At 65.5% G+C, this 18,729-nt stretch carries 21 protein-coding genes; 10 read left to right on the plus strand and 11 right to left on the minus strand.

Features of this window, described 5'->3' with window-relative positions; translation table 11 throughout:
• The first annotated feature begins 93 nt into the window (after window positions 1-93).
• A complete protein-coding gene (locus B3098_RS12065) occupies window positions 94-930 on the plus strand; it encodes a universal stress protein (protein ID WP_279974032.1) in 837 nt (278 codons plus the stop codon).
• A gap of 150 nt (window positions 931-1,080) precedes the next feature.
• On the opposite strand, the gene B3098_RS12070 is transcribed toward B3098_RS12065, so the two are convergent.
• The 3 genes from B3098_RS12070 to B3098_RS12080 all read right to left on the minus strand — a co-directional run bounded on the left by B3098_RS12070 (window position 1,081) and on the right by B3098_RS12080 (window position 2,580).
• Window positions 1,081-2,037: a 2-hydroxyacid dehydrogenase gene (locus tag B3098_RS12070; protein WP_286896405.1), complete on the minus strand. Its 957-nt coding sequence runs from the start codon at window positions 2,035-2,037 to the stop codon at window positions 1,081-1,083.
• Window positions 2,038-2,216: 179 nt separating this feature from the next.
• Window positions 2,217-2,369 carry a DUF3309 family protein gene (locus B3098_RS12075; RefSeq protein WP_076520934.1) on the minus strand — a complete coding sequence of 51 codons (153 nt, stop codon included), beginning with the start codon at window positions 2,367-2,369 and terminating at the stop codon, window positions 2,217-2,219.
• Between the two features lie 46 nt (window positions 2,370-2,415).
• On the minus strand, window positions 2,416-2,580 hold the full coding sequence (locus tag B3098_RS12080; RefSeq protein WP_167427925.1) for a hypothetical protein: 165 nt from the start codon (window positions 2,578-2,580) through the stop codon (window positions 2,416-2,418).
• A gap of 183 nt (window positions 2,581-2,763) precedes the next feature.
• On the opposite strand from B3098_RS12080, the gene B3098_RS12085 reads away from it, so the two are divergent.
• Window positions 2,764-3,816, plus strand: a complete 1,053-nt coding sequence (locus B3098_RS12085) for a DNA topoisomerase IB (protein WP_279974024.1) — start codon at window positions 2,764-2,766, stop codon at window positions 3,814-3,816.
• Here B3098_RS12085 and B3098_RS12090 read toward each other — a convergent pair whose 3' ends face one another.
• Window positions 3,817-4,068: a hypothetical protein gene (locus B3098_RS12090; protein WP_056561187.1), complete on the minus strand. Its 252-nt coding sequence runs from the start codon at window positions 4,066-4,068 to the stop codon at window positions 3,817-3,819.
• Window positions 4,069-4,215: 147 nt separating this feature from the next.
• On the opposite strand from B3098_RS12090, the gene B3098_RS12095 reads away from it, so the two are divergent.
• From B3098_RS12095 to B3098_RS12105, 3 genes are all read left to right on the plus strand, one after another.
• Window positions 4,216-4,545, plus strand: coding sequence for a four-helix bundle copper-binding protein (locus B3098_RS12095; protein WP_239213350.1), 330 nt, complete (start codon window positions 4,216-4,218; stop codon window positions 4,543-4,545).
• A 95-nt stretch (window positions 4,546-4,640) separates the two neighbouring features.
• On the plus strand, window positions 4,641-4,961 hold the full coding sequence (locus B3098_RS12100) for a DUF883 family protein (RefSeq protein ID WP_224776797.1): 321 nt from the start codon (window positions 4,641-4,643) through the stop codon (window positions 4,959-4,961).
• An 82-nt stretch (window positions 4,962-5,043) separates the two neighbouring features.
• Window positions 5,044-5,934 (plus strand): SDR family oxidoreductase, encoded by an 891-nt coding sequence (locus B3098_RS12105; RefSeq protein ID WP_239213352.1) that lies wholly within the window; start codon window positions 5,044-5,046, stop codon window positions 5,932-5,934.
• A gap of 76 nt (window positions 5,935-6,010) precedes the next feature.
• Here the strand turns inward: B3098_RS12105 and B3098_RS12110 are convergent, their stop codons facing one another.
• On the minus strand, window positions 6,011-6,562 hold the full coding sequence (locus B3098_RS12110; protein WP_286896422.1) for a DUF4142 domain-containing protein: 552 nt from the start codon (window positions 6,560-6,562) through the stop codon (window positions 6,011-6,013).
• A gap of 100 nt (window positions 6,563-6,662) precedes the next feature.
• Window positions 6,663-7,253, minus strand: a complete 591-nt coding sequence (locus B3098_RS12115; protein ID WP_175121594.1) for a hypothetical protein — start codon at window positions 7,251-7,253, stop codon at window positions 6,663-6,665.
• Window positions 7,254-7,421: 168 nt separating this feature from the next.
• Here B3098_RS12115 and B3098_RS12120 point away from each other — a divergent pair, with 168 nt between their 5' ends.
• A complete protein-coding gene (locus B3098_RS12120; RefSeq protein ID WP_286896425.1) occupies window positions 7,422-7,688 on the plus strand; it encodes a hypothetical protein in 267 nt (88 codons plus the stop codon).
• A 51-nt stretch (window positions 7,689-7,739) separates the two neighbouring features.
• Here the strand turns inward: B3098_RS12120 and B3098_RS12125 are convergent, their stop codons facing one another.
• Complete coding sequence (locus B3098_RS12125) at window positions 7,740-7,955, minus strand: hypothetical protein (protein ID WP_279974020.1); 216 nt, start codon at window positions 7,953-7,955, stop codon at window positions 7,740-7,742.
• Window positions 7,956-8,106: 151 nt separating this feature from the next.
• Between B3098_RS12125 and B3098_RS12130 the strand changes: the two genes are divergently transcribed.
• Window positions 8,107-8,481, plus strand: coding sequence for a hypothetical protein (locus B3098_RS12130; RefSeq protein ID WP_286896427.1), 375 nt, complete (start codon window positions 8,107-8,109; stop codon window positions 8,479-8,481).
• 6 nt (window positions 8,482-8,487) lie between these two features.
• Here the strand turns inward: B3098_RS12130 and B3098_RS12135 are convergent, their stop codons facing one another.
• Complete coding sequence (locus B3098_RS12135) at window positions 8,488-9,873, minus strand: sigma-54-dependent transcriptional regulator (protein ID WP_175136551.1); 1,386 nt, start codon at window positions 9,871-9,873, stop codon at window positions 8,488-8,490.
• A gap of 176 nt (window positions 9,874-10,049) precedes the next feature.
• On the opposite strand from B3098_RS12135, the gene B3098_RS12140 reads away from it, so the two are divergent.
• Window positions 10,050-11,054: a sigma-54 interaction domain-containing protein gene (locus B3098_RS12140; protein ID WP_286896429.1), complete on the plus strand. Its 1,005-nt coding sequence runs from the start codon at window positions 10,050-10,052 to the stop codon at window positions 11,052-11,054.
• Window positions 11,055-11,211: 157 nt separating this feature from the next.
• Complete coding sequence (locus tag B3098_RS12145; RefSeq protein WP_286896431.1) at window positions 11,212-12,657, plus strand: RNA polymerase factor sigma-54; 1,446 nt, start codon at window positions 11,212-11,214, stop codon at window positions 12,655-12,657.
• A gap of 123 nt (window positions 12,658-12,780) precedes the next feature.
• Here the strand turns inward: B3098_RS12145 and B3098_RS12150 are convergent, their stop codons facing one another.
• The 3 genes from B3098_RS12150 to B3098_RS12160 all read right to left on the minus strand — a co-directional run bounded on the left by B3098_RS12150 (window position 12,781) and on the right by B3098_RS12160 (window position 17,665).
• Window positions 12,781-13,143, minus strand: a complete 363-nt coding sequence (locus B3098_RS12150; RefSeq protein ID WP_175121599.1) for a hypothetical protein — start codon at window positions 13,141-13,143, stop codon at window positions 12,781-12,783.
• A 145-nt stretch (window positions 13,144-13,288) separates the two neighbouring features.
• Entirely contained in the window at window positions 13,289-16,285 is a 2,997-nt protein-coding gene (locus B3098_RS12155) for a GAF domain-containing protein (protein ID WP_286896435.1), read from the minus strand.
• 99 nt (window positions 16,286-16,384) lie between these two features.
• Window positions 16,385-17,665: an MFS transporter gene (locus B3098_RS12160; protein ID WP_286896438.1), complete on the minus strand. Its 1,281-nt coding sequence runs from the start codon at window positions 17,663-17,665 to the stop codon at window positions 16,385-16,387.
• A gap of 104 nt (window positions 17,666-17,769) precedes the next feature.
• Between B3098_RS12160 and B3098_RS12165 the strand changes: the two genes are divergently transcribed.
• Window positions 17,770-18,669, plus strand: a complete 900-nt coding sequence (locus B3098_RS12165) for a LysR family transcriptional regulator (protein ID WP_286896440.1) — start codon at window positions 17,770-17,772, stop codon at window positions 18,667-18,669.
• Window positions 18,670-18,729: the final 60 nt, after the last annotated feature.

An 18,729-nucleotide genomic window follows, 5' to 3' on the forward strand; every position in this document is an offset into this window, starting at 1 on the left:
GCGAAACTCCAACCGGCTTGATGCGCATCAATGGAGCGCCCTGGTTAAACGGCAACCATACGGACATGGCTTGTTCAACCAAGGAGGCCCACCATGTACCGCCGCATTTCCGTCCACCTGGACCACGGGTTTGACTGCAAGCGCCGCACCGCGCTGGCGCTGGACCTGGCCAAGCGCCACAAGGCCGAACTGGTGGGGGTCTACGCCAGCTCCGCGCCGCCGCAGTACTACTACGGCGAATCCGTCATGATGTCGCGCACGCTCAACATCATGAAGAACCTGCAGGCCCAGAACCGGGGCGAGGTGCAGAACGCCTTTCTGGAATCCGCCGCCATCGCAGACGTACCGGCCGTCGTCCGCGCCGGTGAATCCTCGCCCAGCGCCACCGTCGCCCTGCACGGCCGGGCCAGCGACCTCATCATCGTCAGCCAGCAAAACCGCGACGACGTCGAGGCCGCCCACGAAAACGAATTCGTCGAACAAACCCTGCTGACCGCCGGGCGCCCCGTCCTGGTGGTGCCGTCCAGCGGCGAATTCCCGGTCGTCGGCGACCGCGTCCTGCTCTGCTGGGACGGCAGCCGCGAAGCCGCCCGCGCACTGGCCGATGCCACCCCGCTGCTGCAAGGCGCCTCGCATGTGGTCGTGCTGACCATGGACGAAGGCGCGGCCACCCGCAACGTCGAATCCATCCCCTTCGAAGATCTGGTCACCTACTTCGTGGCGCACGGCATTTCCGCGCCGGACCACGTGCGCCGCGACATCAAGGGCGTTGGCGTCGGCAGCACCATCTTGAACGCCGCCGCCGATTACAGCGCCGACCTGATTGTCATGGGCGCGTACGGCCACAGCAAATTCCGGGAATGGGCGATGGGCGGCGCCACCGCCTCCATCCTGAAGAGCATGACGGTGCCGATCATGTTCTCGCACTGACGGCGCAGCCGCGCGGTAGCTGCACTCCGTAGCTGCGCCCCGTGGCTGCACAAACGCCGACGCCGCGTCCACCAAGGACGCGGCGTCGGCGCATTCAACATCGGCGCGTCCACCAACGCCACGATCGCGTCAGCAAACGGCCGCCCGGCTTCACGCAGCCACGAGATTCGCGTCCCGAACCGGCGTCAGCACGGGCTTGCCGGCAAAATGCGCCGTGGCGTTTTCCAGGAACAGCGCCACGGTCGCCGCTACCGCTTCCGGCGAACGCCCTGCGCTGTGCGGCGTCAACACCACGTTGTCCAGTTGCTTGAGCGCATCGGGGATGTTCGGCTCGCCGTCCACCACATCCAGTCCGGCGCCGGCAATGCGCTTTTCGGCCAGCGCGGCAATCAACGCGTCGGTGTCGACCACGCTGCCGCGCGCGATGTTGATCAGATAGCCGTCCGGCCCCAGCGCCTCCAGCACGCCGGCGTCCACCAGATGATGCGTGCCGGCGCCGCCGGGCGTGGCCACCACCAGAAAATCGGACTCGGCCGCCAGCGCGCGCGGATTGTCGAAATACGTGTAGCCGGACTCAGGACGGGCGCGGCGGTTGTAATACCCCACGCTCATGCCGAAGCCGTTCGCGCCGCGACGGGCGATTTCCAGGCCGATCGTGCCCAGGCCCAGAATGCCCAGCCGCTTGCCGCTGACCTGCGGGCCCATGAACCCGCTCCAGTGTCCCTGCCGGACCCAGGCGTCAGCCTGCGGCAGCCGGCGCGCGGCGCCCAGCAGCAACGCCATCGCGTGGTCGGCAACGGACACGGCGTTGGCGCCGGGACCATTCGTGACCTCGATGCCACGCGCGTGCGCCGCAGCAAGGTCGATATTTTCATAGCCGACACCCAGCGAGCACACGATGCTCAATTGGGGCAGCGCCGCCATTTCATCAGCGCGCAGGCCGGTGGCGCCGCGCGTCAGGACGGCAAGAATCCCGGCGCCGTGGTCCTGGATGGCCTGGGCGCGGGTCTGGTCGGTGGTGGCGAGGATCGGGCGAAAGCCCTGGGATTCGATGACGGGAAGATAGTCCTGAACGCTGTCGATCAGGATCAATAAGGGGATGCTCATGTCGGGCTGCGGGTCTATGTGGGTTGCTGCTGAAACCCGCAGATCTTACGCCCGACGCGGCGAGCGCGCCAGGACTGCGCCGGGATGGCCCACCGATGCGGCGTGTGCCGCCGCAGTCCATCCTGATGCGGCCCGCCAGACGCGCGCACGCGCCCGGCGGCCGTCAGCGCGTCAAGGCGCTATATGCGTCCCATCAGCAGCAACACAATGAGCACGATCACGACGATGCCAAGCAGGCCGCTGGGGTAATAGCCCCAGCTACGGCTATGGGGCCACGCAGGCACGGCGCCGATAAGCAGCAGGATCAGGATGATCAGCAGGATGGTCGACATAATGACTCCTTGGTCTTATTGATTCGAGTTGTGTAAGAGCGACGCCTCAAGCGTCTTTCGGCGGCACGATTTCCTTGACCGGCGGCGACAGCGGCGGCAGATCCACGTCCGGCTCATCGGTATCCGGGTCCACGGGCAGGTCGCCCGGCGGCGAGCCGGGCGGAATCGGGTCCGGCTTCGGCGGCACATGTAGTTGCAGGACGGTTTGCATTGCACTCTCCTCTGAAGATTCTCTCGCGGGGGGCGCTGCCGGTCCGGCGGGCGGTTCCGGTAGCACCATTGCCGACAACGCCTTCAGCAAGCGCCGTGCCCAAACCCGCGCGCCGCCCGGCGCGGGGCGTTCGGGAACGCGGCATGCTGGGTCGGGGCGCTACCGCGCGCACCCGGAGATTGAATGAGCACCCGCACGCAAAAGGACCCGGATCCCCTGCCCGTCGAAGAGGCGGCGCTGACCTATGTGGACGACACGGAACCCGGCTATACCCGCGTGCGGGTGAATGGCCATACGTTCCACTACCTGGACGAGAAAGGCGCCCGTATCACCAACGAATCGGAAATCCAGCGCATCAACGCGCTGGCGATTCCGCCGGCCTACGAAAACGTGTGGATCTGTCCGTTGAAGGATGGGCACCTGCAGGCTACGGCGCGCGACGCGCGTGGCCGCAAGCAGTACCGCTACCACCCGGATTGGACGGCGGTGCGCGATGCCACCAAGTACAAGAATCTCCTTTCCTTCGGCCATGCCCTGCCGCGCATCCGGCGCCAGGTCGAGCGCGACATGAAGATTCCGGGCCTGACGCAGGACAAGGTGATTGCCGTACTGGTGCGCCTGCTGGAGATCACGCTGATCCGCATTGGCGGACGCGAATACGCGCGGGCAAACAAATCCTACGGCCTCACGACGCTGACGCGTCGCCACACCACCGTGGCCGGCAGCCGCTTCCGGTTCCGGTTTCAGGGCAAGAGCGGCGTGGCGCACGATGTCACGGTCACGGACCGGCGGGTCGCCCGCATCATCAAGCAATGCCTCGACATTCCCGGCCAGCAGCTATTTCAATATCTGGATGCGGACGGCGACAAGCGTCCGGTGGATTCGGGCGCGGTCAACGCCTACCTGCGCCACGCAGGTGGCGGGGAATACACCGCGAAACACTATCGCACCTGGGCGGGGTCGGTCATGGCCTATGCCGCGCTGCAGGCGCGTCCGTTCGAGGACGAGCGCCAATCCAAACAGGAGGCCGTGGACGTCATCAAACAGGTGTCCAAGCGTCTAGCCAATACGCCGGCCGTCTGCCGCGCGTGTTACGTGCATCCGGCGATCATGGAAGCCTACCTGACCGGCACGTTGCCGGCCCGCAAGGCCGCGCCGGCGGGCCCACGCGGGCTCAGCGCCGACGAGCGGCGCCTGCTCGCTTTCCTTCATGAACAGCAGGCGGCCGATGCGTAATCAGAAGATCGACGAGCGCGCGTTTTTGGCACGGGGCTGCGGCGCGGAACCGTCGGCCCAGTTCGACTCGGTCTTGTTGTCGACGACTTCGCGCTTGTCGCGGGCGGCCTCGTCGGGCGTATCGGCATCGGGTTTGTCCGGTAGATTCGGCACGTCGACGGGACCGCTCGGCGGCAGTATCTTAGCGTTGTCCTGCGCGGATTTGTCGGCGCGCGCCGACGGGGTGGATTTGGGTGCGGACGAAGGTTTCATGGTGGTCTCCAGCCAGTGCGAACCTTCATCCTACGGCCCCTCGCCCGCTGGACAAACTGTCAAGACCTTCAAATTGCAAGCGGATGTGCCGCCGGGCGCCCTGCCCTTGTGTGGCTGCGCGTCGTCGGCCGTTCACAAGGAGATGCAATGCGAGACCCAAACTTCGAGCAATGTGTGCAAGCCTGCTATGAATGCGCGGTGGCGTGCGACCAGTGCGCCGCCAGCTGCCTGCGGCAGAATCCGGCGCAGCTCAGGGCCTGCATCGCCTTGTGCGTCGACTGCGCGGCAGTCTGCCGGCTATGCGCGGCCATGCTTGCGCGCGATGGCGAATTTGCGCAAGCGCTGTGCACGTTGTGCGCGCTGGTCTGCGATGCCTGCGCGCGCGAGTGTTCGACGCACGAATCCGAAAAGTGCCAGATCTGCGCGGGCGCCTGCATCGCCTGCACGCTGGCATGCCGAGACATGGTCGAGGCGTAAGCCTCGCCCCGCCACGCGGCCGTCCGGGCCGGCCGCGACGGCGCATTTTCCGCCCGACAGTCAAGGAGCTTTCGATGGCCACGACGAATACCCCTATGCCTTCCGACTTCCCCGAGAACGGCCCCGACAATCGTGGCGCCTACAGGCGCTCGCGGCATCCGGAAAGCTGGATCGACGAGTTGGAAGCCACGCTCAGCGACAGCTCGGCAACCGACCTTGAGGCCTTGAAGGCGCGCTTGGGCGACCAGCTTCAAGCCACGCGTCAAAGCTTGCGTGACGCCTCCGACAACGCGCATGACCTGATGCGCGAAACCCTGGATTGCACCGAGGAATACATCCACGCGCGCCCCTGGCAGGCAGTCGGGCTGGCCGCGGGTGCGGCGTTTCTGCTCGGCATCATCGTCGGCCGTCAGTAGCCGGTCGGCACGGTCGCCGGGAACGGCGTTTGCTTGACTCCCGGGCGCAAGGCGCATCCCGCGCCGCCCAATGGGAGAAAACATGAGCACACCCAAGAACGCCCAGACCGGCGACCGCCCGCATCCCACGCCGCCCATGCCGGGCCAGCACCTGGACGAACAGCCAGGCGTTGAAGCCGACATGGTGCTCAAACCGCAATACCGGGCGCCCGGCTACAAAGGCAGCGGCAAGCTGCAGGACAAGGTCGCCATCATCACCGGCGGCGACTCCGGCATTGGCCGCGCGGTGGCCGTCCTGTTTGCCCGCGAAGGCGCTGACGTCGCGGTGCTGTACCTGAACGAACACGAAGACGCCAAGGAGACCAGCCGCGCGGTCGAGGCCGAAGGCCGCCAGTGCCTGCTGATCCCCGGCGACGTGCAGGATTCAGCCTTCTGCAACGAAGCGGTGGCGCAGGTCGTCAAGCATTTCGGCAAGCTCGACATCCTGGTCAACAACGCCGCCTTCCAGTTGCATACCGACACCCTGCCGGAAATCAGCGACGAGAAATGGGACAAGACGCTGCGCACCAACATCACCGGCTATTTCTACATGGCGCGCGCGGCGCTGGAACACCTGAAGACGGGCGACGCCATCATCAACACAGGATCCGTCACGGGCCTGAACGGCAGCGGCAAGCTGCTGGACTACTCATCGACCAAGGGCGCGATCCATGCGTTTACGCGATCACTCGCATCCAATCTGGCCGAGCAAGGCATCCGCGTGAATGCGGTGGCGCCGGGCCCCGTGTGGACACCCCTGAACCCGGCCGACCGAAGCGCCGAAGAGATCAAGTCGTTTGGCGAAAAGACGGACTTGAAACGCCCCGCCCAGCCCGAGGAAATATCACCGGCCTACGTCTTTCTGGCATCGCCCGAATGCTCGAGCTACATCACGGGCATCGTGCTGCCCATCACCGGCAGCGCCGGCGACTGAGCGGCTGGACATGAGCGAGGGGCCGTACCTTTTAACGGCCGATCCCCCGGACACCTGCCGCACCGCGCGCCGGCCTTCACTTTTCCGGCACCACAGAAGCCGGCGCGGCGCGGGACGCCGGGGACACCGGCGGTGCTTCCCCCTTCGGCGCGGGGTGGATCTTTTCACCATTGACGGCCGGCTCACGCTGCAGCGCGCGGCTCATCGCATAGTGATCTTTCAGCATCGGCAAGGTGCGGACCGCAAAGTCACGCACCTGCGCGTCTTCTGACGCTTTCGCAGCAGTCTCAAACAGGCGGTTTGCGGTTGCGTGCGCGTCCACGGCGGCCTTCTGGATGTAAAGCTGGTCGAACGACGCACCGGTCAACCCGCCCAGCTCGTGGAGCGTCGCGCGTTCAGGCTCGGCCGGCTGATCCGGCAGCGCCACGTTTTTCGCCGCGGCCAGCGCCTTCAGTTCTTTGTTTACCGCTGTGTGCTGTTTGAGCATCTTCGCCGCAAATGCGCGCACCTGCGCATCCTGCGCGCGCTTGCCGGCGAGCTCGGCGGCCTGTACTTCAAACATGCCCGAGCCCGACGCCGCCTGCAGAAAGCGGGCGTCGGACGCGTCCAGTTCGGCGGCGTGGCTCACATGGCCAACGCCCGCCAGGACGACCGCAGCGGCCACAGCCGCCAGCGAGGGGATGGTAAATGGCTTCATTGTTCTGTCTCCGTGAGCGGCCAGGCGGCCTTCAGTTCGCGGTGGTCGGCGCTTCGACGCGGCGCGGCGGGTCCAGCGGATCGAAATCCTGCCATTTGCCGTCCTGCCAGCGGCCATTCGCGCGCTCGATGTCCGTGCCGCCTGCCGCGCGCAGAATCTGACGCGCCTGCTGTTCGCGCCCAATATCCACATGCAGCGCCAGCATCACGCCCGCCTGCCGCACCGGCGGATGGGACTTCTCCGGTTCACCCGGCGCCGTGCGCACGCGTTTCTTGCGGCCGATCACCCACATGGCGCCCGCCAGCGCGCCGATATAAGCGCCCACGCCCGCTGCCGCGATGGTGATGAAGATGGACGCGGCCAATTGCGCGGCAATCACCCCCGCCACCAAGGCGAACACCAGGCCCAGCAGCGACGCGCCGGCCACGGCGCCGAAGTGCCCGCCTTTGGCGTCCGGATCGGCGACGCGGTCGCCGCCCAACGGAAAGCGCCCGTGCTCGCCCGCAATGCTGACGTAGAACGTGTGGATGTCGTCCTCGGTATAGCCCTCGGCAAACAGCTTCTGGGCGGCCAGCGTGGCTTCGTCGAAGGTCTGGAACCGTGCAGCGACAATCAAGGACATGACAATCTCCCGGTAGAAAATTCACCCAGCAGGAGCAACTTCCATACCCGCGCGGCGCCGCTTGGTCCTTGTCTGGCAATCGCGGCATGGCGCTTGCTGCAATTCGGCGGCAAATGGCGACGTCCGCGGATGTGTCCTGGACGCGCTTTTCCCAACTTGGAGATCCCCATGCCCCGTATCCCCGACACCGACCTGAACCTTGACGACAGCGGCCGGCCCGACCTGGGCCCAAGCGACTCTTCCGATTCGGCCAGCGACCTGCCGCTGGACCGCCGGCATACCGACACCGACTCCCAGGCCACCGGCGAACGCGAGAGCGTGGAACCGGACTTCGTGGACGACGACGGTGCAGACGTCGCCACTGATCGCGTCACGGACGCAGACGAAGCCGGCATCTCGCGCGATGCGCCCGATCCGGTCCGCAATGGCGGCTAAGCCCGGCGTCTGCTTCGCGCGGCGCCAGACGCGCAGCGCGAAGCGCAACGGTTACTTCCCTTCGGGCCGCTTCCCTGGATACTGACCGCCCTCTTCGAACTCAGGCCCTCCGCGGTTAGGCTTCTTGTCTGATTGACGCTTGTAGGGTTCTTCCTTGTCGGTCGGTTTATCCGCGCCGAACTGTCCGCTCTGATTCGACGCTTCCGTTTCGTCCTTAGGGGTGTTGGCCTTGGACTTTCCCGGCTGTTGTTCGTGTTGGGTCGTCATGAATGCTCTCCTTGAAACGCGCCCGTCCGAAGATGGCGGACAGGCACCGGCTCAATGCGCAAGCGCCGTGCCTGAACAACCTGGGCACGGCGCTTGCTCTGACCCTGGTCGGGTCCGCCAACTACCGGACCACTTTCCCAAGGAGTCAGTCATGAAGCTGTCCAAAACGATTTGCCCCGCTTTCGCCCTGTGCTTTTCGGTCCTCGCGTTCCAGGCCACCGCGCAGACTGGCGCTGCCGGCGTTCGCACGAACGATCAGATCGACAACCAATACAAGATGGACAAAAAGCAATGCGACGGCATGAAGGGCAACCAGAAGGATGTCTGCCAGCAACAGGCCGAAGCCACGCGCGACAAGGCCAAGGCAGACGCCAAGGCCGCCAAGGAAAAGGCCGAAGCCTCGCATGACGCCGCGAAAACGCGCAATGACGCCGACTATAAAGTCGGCAAGGAAAAGTGCGACGCCATGTCCGGTAATGCCAAGGACGCCTGCATGGCAGACCTGAAGACCCGCTACAACAAATAAGCGGGTCTAGGCGGATTCCCGGGACGGTCCACCCGCCCGGGAATTCTCGCCAGGCAGCGGATAGCCCGCTGCCGCATATTCCTCAAGACGGTTGTAGAGCGTCTTGGGACTGATGCCCAGCACGGCAGCGGCTTGCTTTTTCACGCCGTTGCAGCGTTCGAGCGTCGCCAGGATAAGACGCCGATCGGCCTCTGCCAGCGTCTCTCCGACAGGCACGCTGACCTGACCGCCAGACGACTCGCCAGCAGGCGAGACCTGCGGCACCAGCATTTCCAGATCCAGCACATCGCCGTCAGCCATGATGAACGCGCGGCGAACAAAATTCTTCAGTTCGCGCACGTTGCCCGGCCATTCGTATTGCTCCAGTGCCGCGGCCGCTTCCGGCGAAAACGCCTTGTTCTTGCCGGATTCTTCGTTGAGCGTCTGCAGGAAGCGCTGGGCCAGAAACTGGATGTCGCTGCCGCGGTCGCGCAGCGCCGGCAATTCGATGGGAAACACGCTCAAGCGGTAGTACAAGTCTTCGCGCAGCTTGCCTTCCTGCACGGCCTGTTCCGGATTGCGGTTCGTGGCGGCCACCACGCGGATGTCGCAGGCGATTTCGCGATTGGTCCCCACGCGCATGAACTGCCCCGTCTCCAGCACGCGCAACAGCTTGACCTGCAGGTCAAGCGGCATTTCGGTGACTTCATCGAGGAACAGCGTGCCGCCGTCCGCGCGTTCGAAGTAACCCTTGTGCTGGCGGTCGGCACCGGTAAAGCTGCCGCGCTCGTGGCCGAACATTTCGCTTTCGATCAGGTTGGGCGAAATCGCGCCGCAGTTGACCGCGATGAACGGCCGCTGGCGGCGCGGGCTGAGTTCGTGGATGGCATGGGCAGCCAATTCCTTGCCGGTGCCGCTTTCGCCGATCAGCAAGGTGGTGACGGTGGTGGGCGCCACGCGCCCGATCTGGCGGTACAGCGTCTGCATTCGTTCGGACTTGCCGTACAGCTTGCCGAAACGGCCCGGTTCCTCGAAAGGCGTGCCGGGCAGCTCGCCGCCCGAATTCACCATGATGCGCTTGAGGATTTCTTCCAGGCGCTCCATGCAGATCGGCTTGACCAGATAGTCGGTCGCACCCAGGCGCAAAGCCTGGACGGCGTTGTCGACAGTACCGTGGCCGGTCATCACCACCACTTCCGCGCTACTCGCATTAACGTTCTTGAAAATGTCCATGCCGCTGCCGCCCGGCAACCGGACGTCAGTCAGCACCAGGTCGGGCGCTTGCCGTTCGAGCTGGATCAGGGCGTCCTTGACGCTGGCTGCCAGGGCCACCGAAAACCCGCTATCGCGGCCGATTTCGGCCAGTGTTTCTCGTATCGCATCGTCGTCATCGACGATTAGCAGGTGAGGCATGCTATCTCCGTATCCCTTCTATAACGCTCAGAATAGTCACTATGGGGGCGGCCAGTGCAAAAATTTTTCGGATTCCACCAACGTTTTCCAATGCTTGCAACTCGTCGCAATCAGAGAGTAGGCTGCACTCTACGATGCACTTATTGCAGGCCCGCTTCCGGGACTGAGGATCAAGCATGGCTAGTCGAAATACCGCTACGCGCACCACCGCGCCTTCGCCCACTTCCGTGTTCGCCGACACCAGCGGCATGTCGCCGCAAATGCGAAAGCTGGGAAACCAGATCGCCCTTGCGGCGGCCACCGATGCAAGCGTGTTCATTATCGGTGAAAGTGGCGCTGGAAAGGAAATCGTAGCGCGGGCCATCCACGATGCGAGCGATCGCCGCGACCAGCCGTTCGTGGCGGTCAACTGCGGCGCGATCAGCGGATCGTTGGCGCATGCCGAACTTTTTGGTCACGAAAAAGGCAGCTTCACCGGCGCCGTGTCCCAGAATGCCGGCTATTTCGAGTTTGCAAGCGGCGGCACATTGTTTCTGGACGAAGTCACCGAAATGCCGCCGGACATGCAAGTGCACTTCCTGCGCGTGCTCGAAGTCGGCACGTATCAACGCGTGGGCGGCACCGACGTGTTGCGCGCCAATGTGCGCGTCATCTGCGCCAGCAACCGCGACCCCGCTGCCTCCGTCGCGGACGGCCGGTTGCGTCAGGACTTCCTGCACCGTCTGCTCGTGATTCCGCTGCGCGTGCCGCCGCTGCGCGAGCGCGGCAACGACGCCCTGCTTCTGGCCAAGCAATTCCTGGACACGTTGAATGCGCAGCATGGCACGCAGAAGACGTTTTCGCCGCACATGCTGGAAGCGATCAAGGCGCACGACTGGCCGGGCAACGTGCGTGAACTGCGCAACGTGATCCAGCGCGCCTACATCATGGCCGACACGGAGCTGGACGCCGAGCTGCTCACGCGCAAGCGCGGCCCAAACCAGGCTCAGATGCGCGAAGGCTCGCTGAACTTTCCCGTAGGTATGCCGCTTGGCCGGGCCCAGCGCGAGTTCATCCTGGCCACGCTGGCGCATCATGCCGGCGACAAGCGCCTGGCCGCCGAGACGCTCGGCGTCAGTCTGAAGACGCTGTACAACCGTCTGGATGTCTATGAAAAGGACGAGCCCGAAGCGGCCGCCTGAGCAGTTATTACCACCCCCTTTGTAATACTCTCCCAGCATGCCGCGTTCCCGCCGCGGCTCCCCCCTTCAAATGGGGTTGGCACGATTTTTGCGTCTATGAAAGGAACGAGCCGCCTTCCGGCGGCTGCCCCTTCAGGAGACTCGATTGGGCCACCCGATGCAAGAACTTCGCCTGCGCCAGCAAATGACGCTGGCGCCGCGTCTGCAACAATCCGTCAAGCTGCTTCAGATGTCGGCGTTGGAGTTCACCACGGCCGTACAACACGCGCTTGCGACGAACCCTTTTCTCGAAGATCCGGACGAATCGGAGCCCGAGGCGGCCCCGGCTGCGCCCGGCGTCCGCGGTGAGATGACGGAGCAGGCCGACGGACAGTCCGCGCCAGCACCGGTCGCGGCATCCGAAAGCCCGGACATGGATGAACCCCTGCCCGACGCGCCGGCCTATTCCGGCGACTATCCCACGCACGCCCCGTCCGGCGGCGACAGCGATCTGGGCCAATGGGCCTGCGCCAACGTGTCGATGCGTGACCGCCTGTCCTTCGAATTAGGCAACTACCACCTGCAGCCGCGCGACCGCCTGCTGGCTGAATTCATCATCGACGCCCTGGACGACGACGGCTATCTGCGCACCCCGCTGGAAAATCTTTGTACGGCCGCCGACGAAGACATCAATCCGATTCCCGACGAAAGCGAATGGATGGCGGCCCTGCGCCTGGTGCAGCAACTGGATGCGCCGGGGATCGCTGCGCGCGATCTGCGCGAATGTCTGACGCTGCAACTGGCGGCGCTGCCCGACGAAGACGACGCCACGCGGGCGCTGGCCCAGCGCATCGTGCAGGACCATCTGGAACGTCTGGGCAAGAACGATTACGCCGGCCTGCGCCGCGCGTTGGCATGTTCGGACGATGCCCTGCGCGACGCCTGCGCGCTGATCCGGCGCCTGGATCCCAAGCCCGGCGGCCGCTATAGCGGCGACGCGCCGGTGTACGTCGTGCCCGATGTGTTTGTCGACAAATGGCAGGGACGCTGGCGCGTGCTGCCCAATCGCAGCGCCATGCCGCGCGCACGTCTGCATAGCGCCTATGCGGACCTCTTCCGCCGCGCCCGGCTGGACGACCGCAGCCCCATGGCGCAAGAGCTGCAGGAGGCGCGCTGGCTGGTGCGAAATGTCGAGCAGCGCTACACCACCATCCAGCGCGTGGCCGAAGCGATCGTGAAGCGCCAGCAGATGTTCTTTGAGTACGGCGAAGTCGCCCTGCGTCCGCTGATGCTGCGCGAAGTCGCCGATGATCTGAACATGCACGAGTCCACGGTGTCGCGCGCCACGGTCAGCAAGTACATGACGACCCCGCGCGGCGTCTTTGAATTCCGCCACTTCTTCTCGCGCGAACTCGCAACAGAATCGGGCGGCTCGTGTTCCGCCGCAGCCGTCCGCGCGCTGATCAAGGAAATGGTGGACGCCGAAGATCCGTCCATGCCGCTTTCCGACGTGGCGTTAACGCAGCAACTGGCGTCCAACGGCATTCTTCTCGCCCGCCGCACCGTATCCAAATACCGCGGCCAGTTGCGCGTGCCGCCGGCTGAATTGCGCCGCCAGCATTGAATCGCGGCACCGGCATGAACCGGTGCCGCGATTAGTTGCGCAGGGACGGCCTTTGACTCCGACTTGATTTCCGCGGCACAAAAAAAAAGGCTTCCTTTCGGAAGCCTTTTTGTGTGGGGCTGCTTACTTGCTGCCGCCCGTGTTCGGATATCCCGGAGGAGGCGCGGCGCCGCCGGCCGGGGTATTCGGCACATTGTCATTGGCTTCGCGCTTGCGATTCGGCATTTCCGACCCATGCTTGTCGGACTTCATGTGACCGCTCTTATCCAGGTTCGGCGGCGTGGTGCCGGTCTGGGGCGCCGCATTCGGGGCGGGCGGAATCTGGCCTGGAGGCACCTGGGTGTTGGGCGGCACGGCAGCCCCGTCATTCGGCGTCGTGGACGGCGAGGTCGGGGGCGAGCTGCGGCCCGTGGATTGGGCATAGGCACCGCCAGCGGCAAGGCCGGCAATCATGGCAAACGCGCAAGTCATGGCACGGTATTTCATAGCGTAGCTCCTTCCTTGGTTGAAATGCTTCAACCTAGTCGCAAGCCCCGTGCCTGACCCCCGCTTTATCTACTCCCCCTGCGGTAGTCCGCCATGCGGGGCATTTTTTACCTGCCGTTGAAACACTTGACCGCCTATTTGACCTCTACCCCGCCCGCTGCGGCCCCGCGCTCTCCTCCAGCATCCGCTGCACCCGTTCGCCCAGCGCATCCAGCGAGAACGGCTTGACAATGAGTTCCATGCCGTCCTCCAGGAAACCACCCGCGCTGGCCGCGCTTTCGGCGTAGCCCGTCATGAGCAGCACGCGCAGGCCGGGGTGAGCGACGCGCGCGGCGTCCGCCAACTGCCGGCCGTTCAGGTTGGGCAGGCCAACGTCGGTCACCAGCAGGCTCAGGTTACGCGTGGACGTCACCAGCTCCAGACCTGCCTCCCCGTCACCGGCCGTCAATACATGCAGGCCCATATCCACCAGCGACTCGCGCACCATTTCGCGCACGTTCGTGTCGTCTTCCACGACGATGACGAAAGCCTGGCCGGCCGACGCCGCTTGCGTGCCGGTCGCCCGCGGCGCATCCGCGGCCTGTTCCGGCACGCCTTGATGGCGAGGCAGGTACAGCCGCACCGACGTCCCGACGCCTACGGCGCTTTCCAGCACGGCACTGCCGCCGGCCTGCTTGGCAAAACCGTAAGTCATGGACAGCCCGAGCCCCGTGCCTTCGCCCAGCGGCTTGGTGGTGAAGAACGGGTCGAAGGCGTGGGCCAGCACATCGGGCGACATCCCGCAGCCCACGTCTGACACCGTGACCTCGACAAACGGGCCCGGCTTGACGCCCGGGCTCTGGCGAAGCGACGCTTCGTCCAGTTGCGTGTTTGCCGCCGCAATGGTCAACACGCCGCCATTTGGCATGGAATCGCAGGCGTTGATCACCAGGTTGAGCATCGCGTTCTCAAACTGGTTCTTGTCGCAATTGATCGGCCACAGGTCCGGGTCCAGATCGAAGACCAGATTCACGCGCTCGCCGGTATACCGATGGAACAGGTCCATCATGGAATGCAGCGTGCCCTCCACGCTGAACGGCTTGGGGTCGATCGGCTGGCGCCGCGAGAAGGTAAGCAGGCGCTGCGTCAGGTGTGCGGCACGGTTCGCCGAATCCATGGCCACCGTGATGAACCGCTGCGCCTGTTCGGGCACGCCGGCAGACAGCTTGCGCTGAATGAGATACAGCGCACCGGTGATGCCCTGGAGCATGTTGTTGAAATCGTGCGCGATGCCGCCGGTCAGGCGTCCCACCGCCTCCATCTTCTGGGCTTGGCGTAATGCGTTTTCGGTGTCGGCCAGCGCCTCGGCCTGCGCTTTCAGATCGGAATCATCACGTCCCGCGACGTACAGGCTGTCTTGCGACCACGACATGCTCCAGGTGATCCAGCTGTAGCCGCCCTCGCGGCGCAGGACCCGGTTTTCCAGGTGCCGGGCGGGTTGCGTGCCGTCCGCCTGCGCGTGCGGCGACCAGGCGTTGCGCGTCGCATCCAGGTCGTCCGGGTGGATCAGCTCGGCCAGCCCCATCGACAGAAACTGGTCGGGACTCCAGCCCAGAATGGGTTGCACGGCCGGATTCACGCTGGCAAACCGGCCCCTGCTGTCGATGACGGCCAGCAGCTCGGGGGACATTCGCCAGATGCGATCCCGCTCGGCAATGGCGTGCTCCACCCGCTGCTCCAGCATGCGTGCGTATTGCGAACGCTCGACCGCGTCGCACATCCGTTCGGCGACTTCCTCGATGAACGCCAGATCCGCCGGCTTGAGCCGGCTGCTCGACAAGGGGCGGACCAGCAGCGCACCGCCTTGCCGCGCCCAGCGGCGCATCGGCACGACGATGGCCGACGGGCGGATGTCGCCGCCCTCTTGCGCCACCAGCGGCTGCAGATAGGTCGTGCGCCCCTTGCGGACGGCGTCGAAAAAATCTTCGCCCAGTTGTTCTGTCGCCAGTGCGCCGTGGCTCGCCACATCATGCTCGGAACGCCAGCAGGTCGACACCACCGGCGCCGCGCCGTCGCCGGCCCAGTCCAGAACCGCCACCAGGCCCAGCGACAGGTGCTGCCCCAATCCCGCGCAAGCGGTTTCCTCGATGGCCGGCTGCAGATGGAGTTCTCGCATGCGATCGCCCAGCGCCAGCAGGAAATTCTTGCGATGCTGGCCTTCCCACAGCTCGGTCTCGGCGGCTTTGCGCGCGGTGACGTCAAGAAACAGCGCCATGATGCGATCGGGGCCTTCCTTGCGCGCCCGCGCCTCGTACCACGCATCCTTGGGCGCGGGCACGGCAAATTCAAATTGGGCGGGCTCGCCCGACTCCACGACCTGCGCGAACGTATCCAGGATCTGGCTGGGAACGCCGGGAATCATCTCGCGCAGCGTGTGGCCCAGCGTGTCGCCCTCGCGCATGCCGCTCTGGCGTTCAAAGGCGGGGTTCACCTCCAGAAAGCGGAAGTCGGCGATGCGGCCGTCTTCGCTGCGCAGGGCTTCGGCAAGAAAAAACGCTTCCTGCATGCCGTCGAACATCGCCCGCCAGCGCTCTCCGCTGCGTCGCAAGGCCACGTCCAGCAGATGCCTTTCGATCGCCAGCGCCGCGCTGCGCGTGACCAGCGCGATCGCGTCGATATCCTGCGCGGTCGGCAACCGGCTTTCTTCGTAGTAATTGGAGAAGACGCCCAACAGCCGTCCGTCTGGCGCCTTGATCGGCGTGGACCAACACGCGCGCAAGCCATTCTCCAAGGCAAGGTCGCGCCACGGCGCCCAACGCGGATCGTTGGCAATATCGTCGGTGTAGACCGGCTTGCCCGAATGCGCTGCCGCGCCCCACGAGGCGGTCATCGGCCCGATGGCTACGCGGTCCACGGCGGCATTGAACGCGTCCGGCAGGCCGGGTGCGGCGCAATGCCGCAATTCGGTTCCCGCGTCGTCCACCACCGCGATGGACGCGCGCAGCGTCACACTCGACTGCGCCTCGACGGCGTTCAGCACATGTTCCAGTACCTGCCGGATCGGTACGCCGGCAGCTATGCGCTCCAGCATGATGCGTTCGTCTTCCAGACGAGCTAGCGTGTCGGTCCATGGCAGGGACACGCGGTCTTGCTTGGTCAGCATGGTTCCCCCTATCGCAATACAGAATGTATCGCGATAGAAGCGCGCGTGGCGCAACCCTGCGTAACGCGACGCTACCCTTCCCCGAAAAAAAGGGTGCGGTCAGGCGGGGCCAGCGGCGCCAGCCGCGGGATGCCGCCGTCCCGTGCGCCAGGCGAGACCCGCGCTGATCACGAGCGCGGCGGCCAGCAAGCCGCCCGCCATGGCGGCAACGCCATGCCAGCCGCCCGCGGTCCAGAACTGGCCGCCAAGCGCCCCAAGCACGCTCGACCCCACGTAATAGACCAGCAGGTAGAACGAGGCGGCCAGCGCCTTGTAGCCACGCGCCATCTGCCCGACCCAGCCGCTCGCGACGGCGTGGGCCGCAAAAAAGCCGAAGGTGAAGACGACGATGCCTGCGATCAGCACGGGCAACCCGTTGGAAAGGGTCAACAGCAGGCCCGCCAGGGCAAGGCCGGACGCTGCGGCCAGCATCGCGCCGCGCCCGTGCCGGTCAGCCAGGCGGCCGAACCAGGTCGAGGCGAAGATGCCCACCAGGTAGACGACAAAGATGAACCCGATGAAGGTCTGGCTGAGCGAGAACGGCGGCAGCAGCAGGCGAAAGCCGACATAGTTGTAGACCGCGACAAACGCGCCCATCAGCAGCCCGCCCATGGCGAACAGCGCGCACAGCGGACCATTCTTCAGGTGCGCGCCGGCGCCTTCCCGCACGTCCGCCCACACGCCAGCCCATCCCTGGCCCCGGCGTGGCGTGAACCGGCGCGAGGCCGGCAGCAGCCACACGAACAGCAGGGCCGCGATGAGGCCCAGCAATCCCAGCGTGCCCATCGCCGCGCGCCAGCCGAAATGGTCGGACACCAGGCCGGTGATGACCCGTCCCGACAGCCCGCCGAATGCGCTGCCGCTGATGTACAGGCCCATCGCGAAGCCCAGTGTGCCGGGCTCCACCTCTTCGGCCAGGTAGGCCATGGCTACGGCGGGCACCCCGCCCATCGCCACGCCTTGCAGCGCGCGCAGCGCCAGGAGACTCTGCCAGTCCGGCGCGACGGCCGCGACGGTTCCGAGGACGGCGGAGGCAAACAGGGACCACGCCATGACCCGCTTGCGCGGCAAGGCGGCGGAAAACAGGCCGACAAAGAAGATCGCGATGGCCAGCAACCCCGTGCACAGCGACAGCACCAGGCTGCTCTGCGCCGGCGATACGTTGAACGCATGCGTGAACAGCGGCATCAGCGGCTGCACGCAATACAGGAGGGAAAAGGTGGAAAAACCGGCGGCAAAGAGCGCCCACTGGGCACGGCGCAGTCCCGGCGTACCGCGCGCCAGATATTCGGGCGACGTGGCGGCACGTTCGGTTGCGGGACTTGCAGAAGGGGTAGACATCAGGATTCTCGAAAAACACCGGGCTTGAGCCCGTGCCGACAAAGTAGACTTTTCCCCTGCATATGTCCAATATATGAAACTTGACCCGTTCATATTTAAAAACGATGGAATTGCGCCACCTGCGTTACTTCACCGCTGTTGCCGAGGAACTGCACTTCACGCGCGCGGCGGCCCGCCTGGGCATCGGCCAGCCTCCGCTCAGCCAGCAGATCCAGCAACTGGAACGCGAGATCGGCACACCGCTGTTCCTGCGCCTGCCCAGGGGCATCGCGCTGACCGAGGCCGGCGCCCAATTCCTGGACGACGCGCGCGCCATCCTGGCTAGCGCCGACCGCGCCATCGACATGGCCAGACGGCTGGGCCGCGGCGAACGCGGGGCCATCACGGTGGGCTTTACCGCATCGGCCGTATTCCACCCCTACCTGCCCCGTGCCATCCGCGCCTACCGCGACCGCTATCCCGACGTGCGCATCACCCTGACCGAAAGCAATACCATCTCGCTGCTGCGCGGCCTGCGCGCCGGCGAGGTGGATGTCGCCTTTGTGCGCCCCCCTTACGTGCTGGACGCCGAGTTCGAATCCGAGCGCGTGCTGGACGAGCCGATGCTGATCGCCCTGCCGCCCGGCCATCCGCTCAGCCGCAAACGTGCCGTTCCCATCGCCGAACTGGCTGACGAGGGTTTTGTGCTGTATCCGCGGCCCATCGGCGCGGGCCTGTATGACGCCATCCAGTCCGCCTGCCAGCGCGCCGGCTTTGTGCCGCGCGTCATCCAGGAGGCCCCGCAGATGGCGTCTATCGTGAGTCTGGTGGCGGCGGGCGTCGGCATTTCGATCGTGCCCGCCGCCATGCGGCACATGGGCGCGCAAGGCATCGAGTACCGGCCCATCAAGGGCGATGCCCCGCACGCCCTGCTGGACATGGCGTACCGGCGGCACGACCGATCAGTGGCTGCGGAAAACGCGGTCGGCATGTTGCGGCGCCTGGCGCATCCCGAACGCGATTGAGTTTCCACGAACCCGCCGTTTCCCCCTGTCGCGTTTGTCATTTCCTGTAAACCGTCCGGG

It is taken from the genome of Achromobacter sp. UBA2119, assembly GCF_002331005.1.
Lineage (GTDB): Bacteria > Pseudomonadota > Gammaproteobacteria > Burkholderiales > Burkholderiaceae_B > Achromobacter > Achromobacter animicus.

What these genes read in the sequence shown, in the direction of transcription:
- B3098_RS12065 (WP_279974032.1), top strand. Translation starts at nt 94, where the DNA reads ATGTACCGCCGCATTTCCGTCCACCTGGACCACGGGTTTGACTGCAAG.
- B3098_RS12070 (WP_286896405.1), bottom strand. Translation starts at nt 2,037, where the DNA reads ATGAGCATCCCCTTATTGATCCTGATCGACAGCGTTCAGGACTATCTT.
- B3098_RS12075 (WP_076520934.1), bottom strand. Translation starts at nt 2,369, where the DNA reads ATGTCGACCATCCTGCTGATCATCCTGATCCTGCTGCTTATCGGCGCC.
- B3098_RS12080 (WP_167427925.1), bottom strand. Translation starts at nt 2,580, where the DNA reads ATGCAAACCGTCCTGCAACTACATGTGCCGCCGAAGCCGGACCCGATT.
- B3098_RS12085 (WP_279974024.1), top strand. Translation starts at nt 2,764, where the DNA reads ATGAGCACCCGCACGCAAAAGGACCCGGATCCCCTGCCCGTCGAAGAG.
- B3098_RS12090 (WP_056561187.1), bottom strand. Translation starts at nt 4,068, where the DNA reads ATGAAACCTTCGTCCGCACCCAAATCCACCCCGTCGGCGCGCGCCGAC.
- B3098_RS12095 (WP_239213350.1), top strand. Translation starts at nt 4,216, where the DNA reads ATGCGAGACCCAAACTTCGAGCAATGTGTGCAAGCCTGCTATGAATGC.
- B3098_RS12100 (WP_224776797.1), top strand. Translation starts at nt 4,641, where the DNA reads ATGCCTTCCGACTTCCCCGAGAACGGCCCCGACAATCGTGGCGCCTAC.
- B3098_RS12105 (WP_239213352.1), top strand. Translation starts at nt 5,044, where the DNA reads ATGAGCACACCCAAGAACGCCCAGACCGGCGACCGCCCGCATCCCACG.
- B3098_RS12115 (WP_175121594.1), bottom strand. Translation starts at nt 7,253, where the DNA reads ATGTCCTTGATTGTCGCTGCACGGTTCCAGACCTTCGACGAAGCCACG.
- B3098_RS12120 (WP_286896425.1), top strand. Translation starts at nt 7,422, where the DNA reads ATGCCCCGTATCCCCGACACCGACCTGAACCTTGACGACAGCGGCCGG.
- B3098_RS12125 (WP_279974020.1), bottom strand. Translation starts at nt 7,955, where the DNA reads ATGACGACCCAACACGAACAACAGCCGGGAAAGTCCAAGGCCAACACC.
- B3098_RS12130 (WP_286896427.1), top strand. Translation starts at nt 8,107, where the DNA reads ATGAAGCTGTCCAAAACGATTTGCCCCGCTTTCGCCCTGTGCTTTTCG.
- B3098_RS12135 (WP_175136551.1), bottom strand. Translation starts at nt 9,873, where the DNA reads ATGCCTCACCTGCTAATCGTCGATGACGACGATGCGATACGAGAAACA.
- B3098_RS12140 (WP_286896429.1), top strand. Translation starts at nt 10,050, where the DNA reads ATGGCTAGTCGAAATACCGCTACGCGCACCACCGCGCCTTCGCCCACT.
- B3098_RS12145 (WP_286896431.1), top strand. Translation starts at nt 11,212, where the DNA reads ATGCAAGAACTTCGCCTGCGCCAGCAAATGACGCTGGCGCCGCGTCTG.
- B3098_RS12150 (WP_175121599.1), bottom strand. Translation starts at nt 13,143, where the DNA reads ATGAAATACCGTGCCATGACTTGCGCGTTTGCCATGATTGCCGGCCTT.
- B3098_RS12155 (WP_286896435.1), bottom strand. Translation starts at nt 16,285, where the DNA reads ATGCTGACCAAGCAAGACCGCGTGTCCCTGCCATGGACCGACACGCTA.
- B3098_RS12160 (WP_286896438.1), bottom strand. Translation starts at nt 17,665, where the DNA reads ATGTCTACCCCTTCTGCAAGTCCCGCAACCGAACGTGCCGCCACGTCG.
- B3098_RS12165 (WP_286896440.1), top strand. Translation starts at nt 17,770, where the DNA reads ATGGAATTGCGCCACCTGCGTTACTTCACCGCTGTTGCCGAGGAACTG.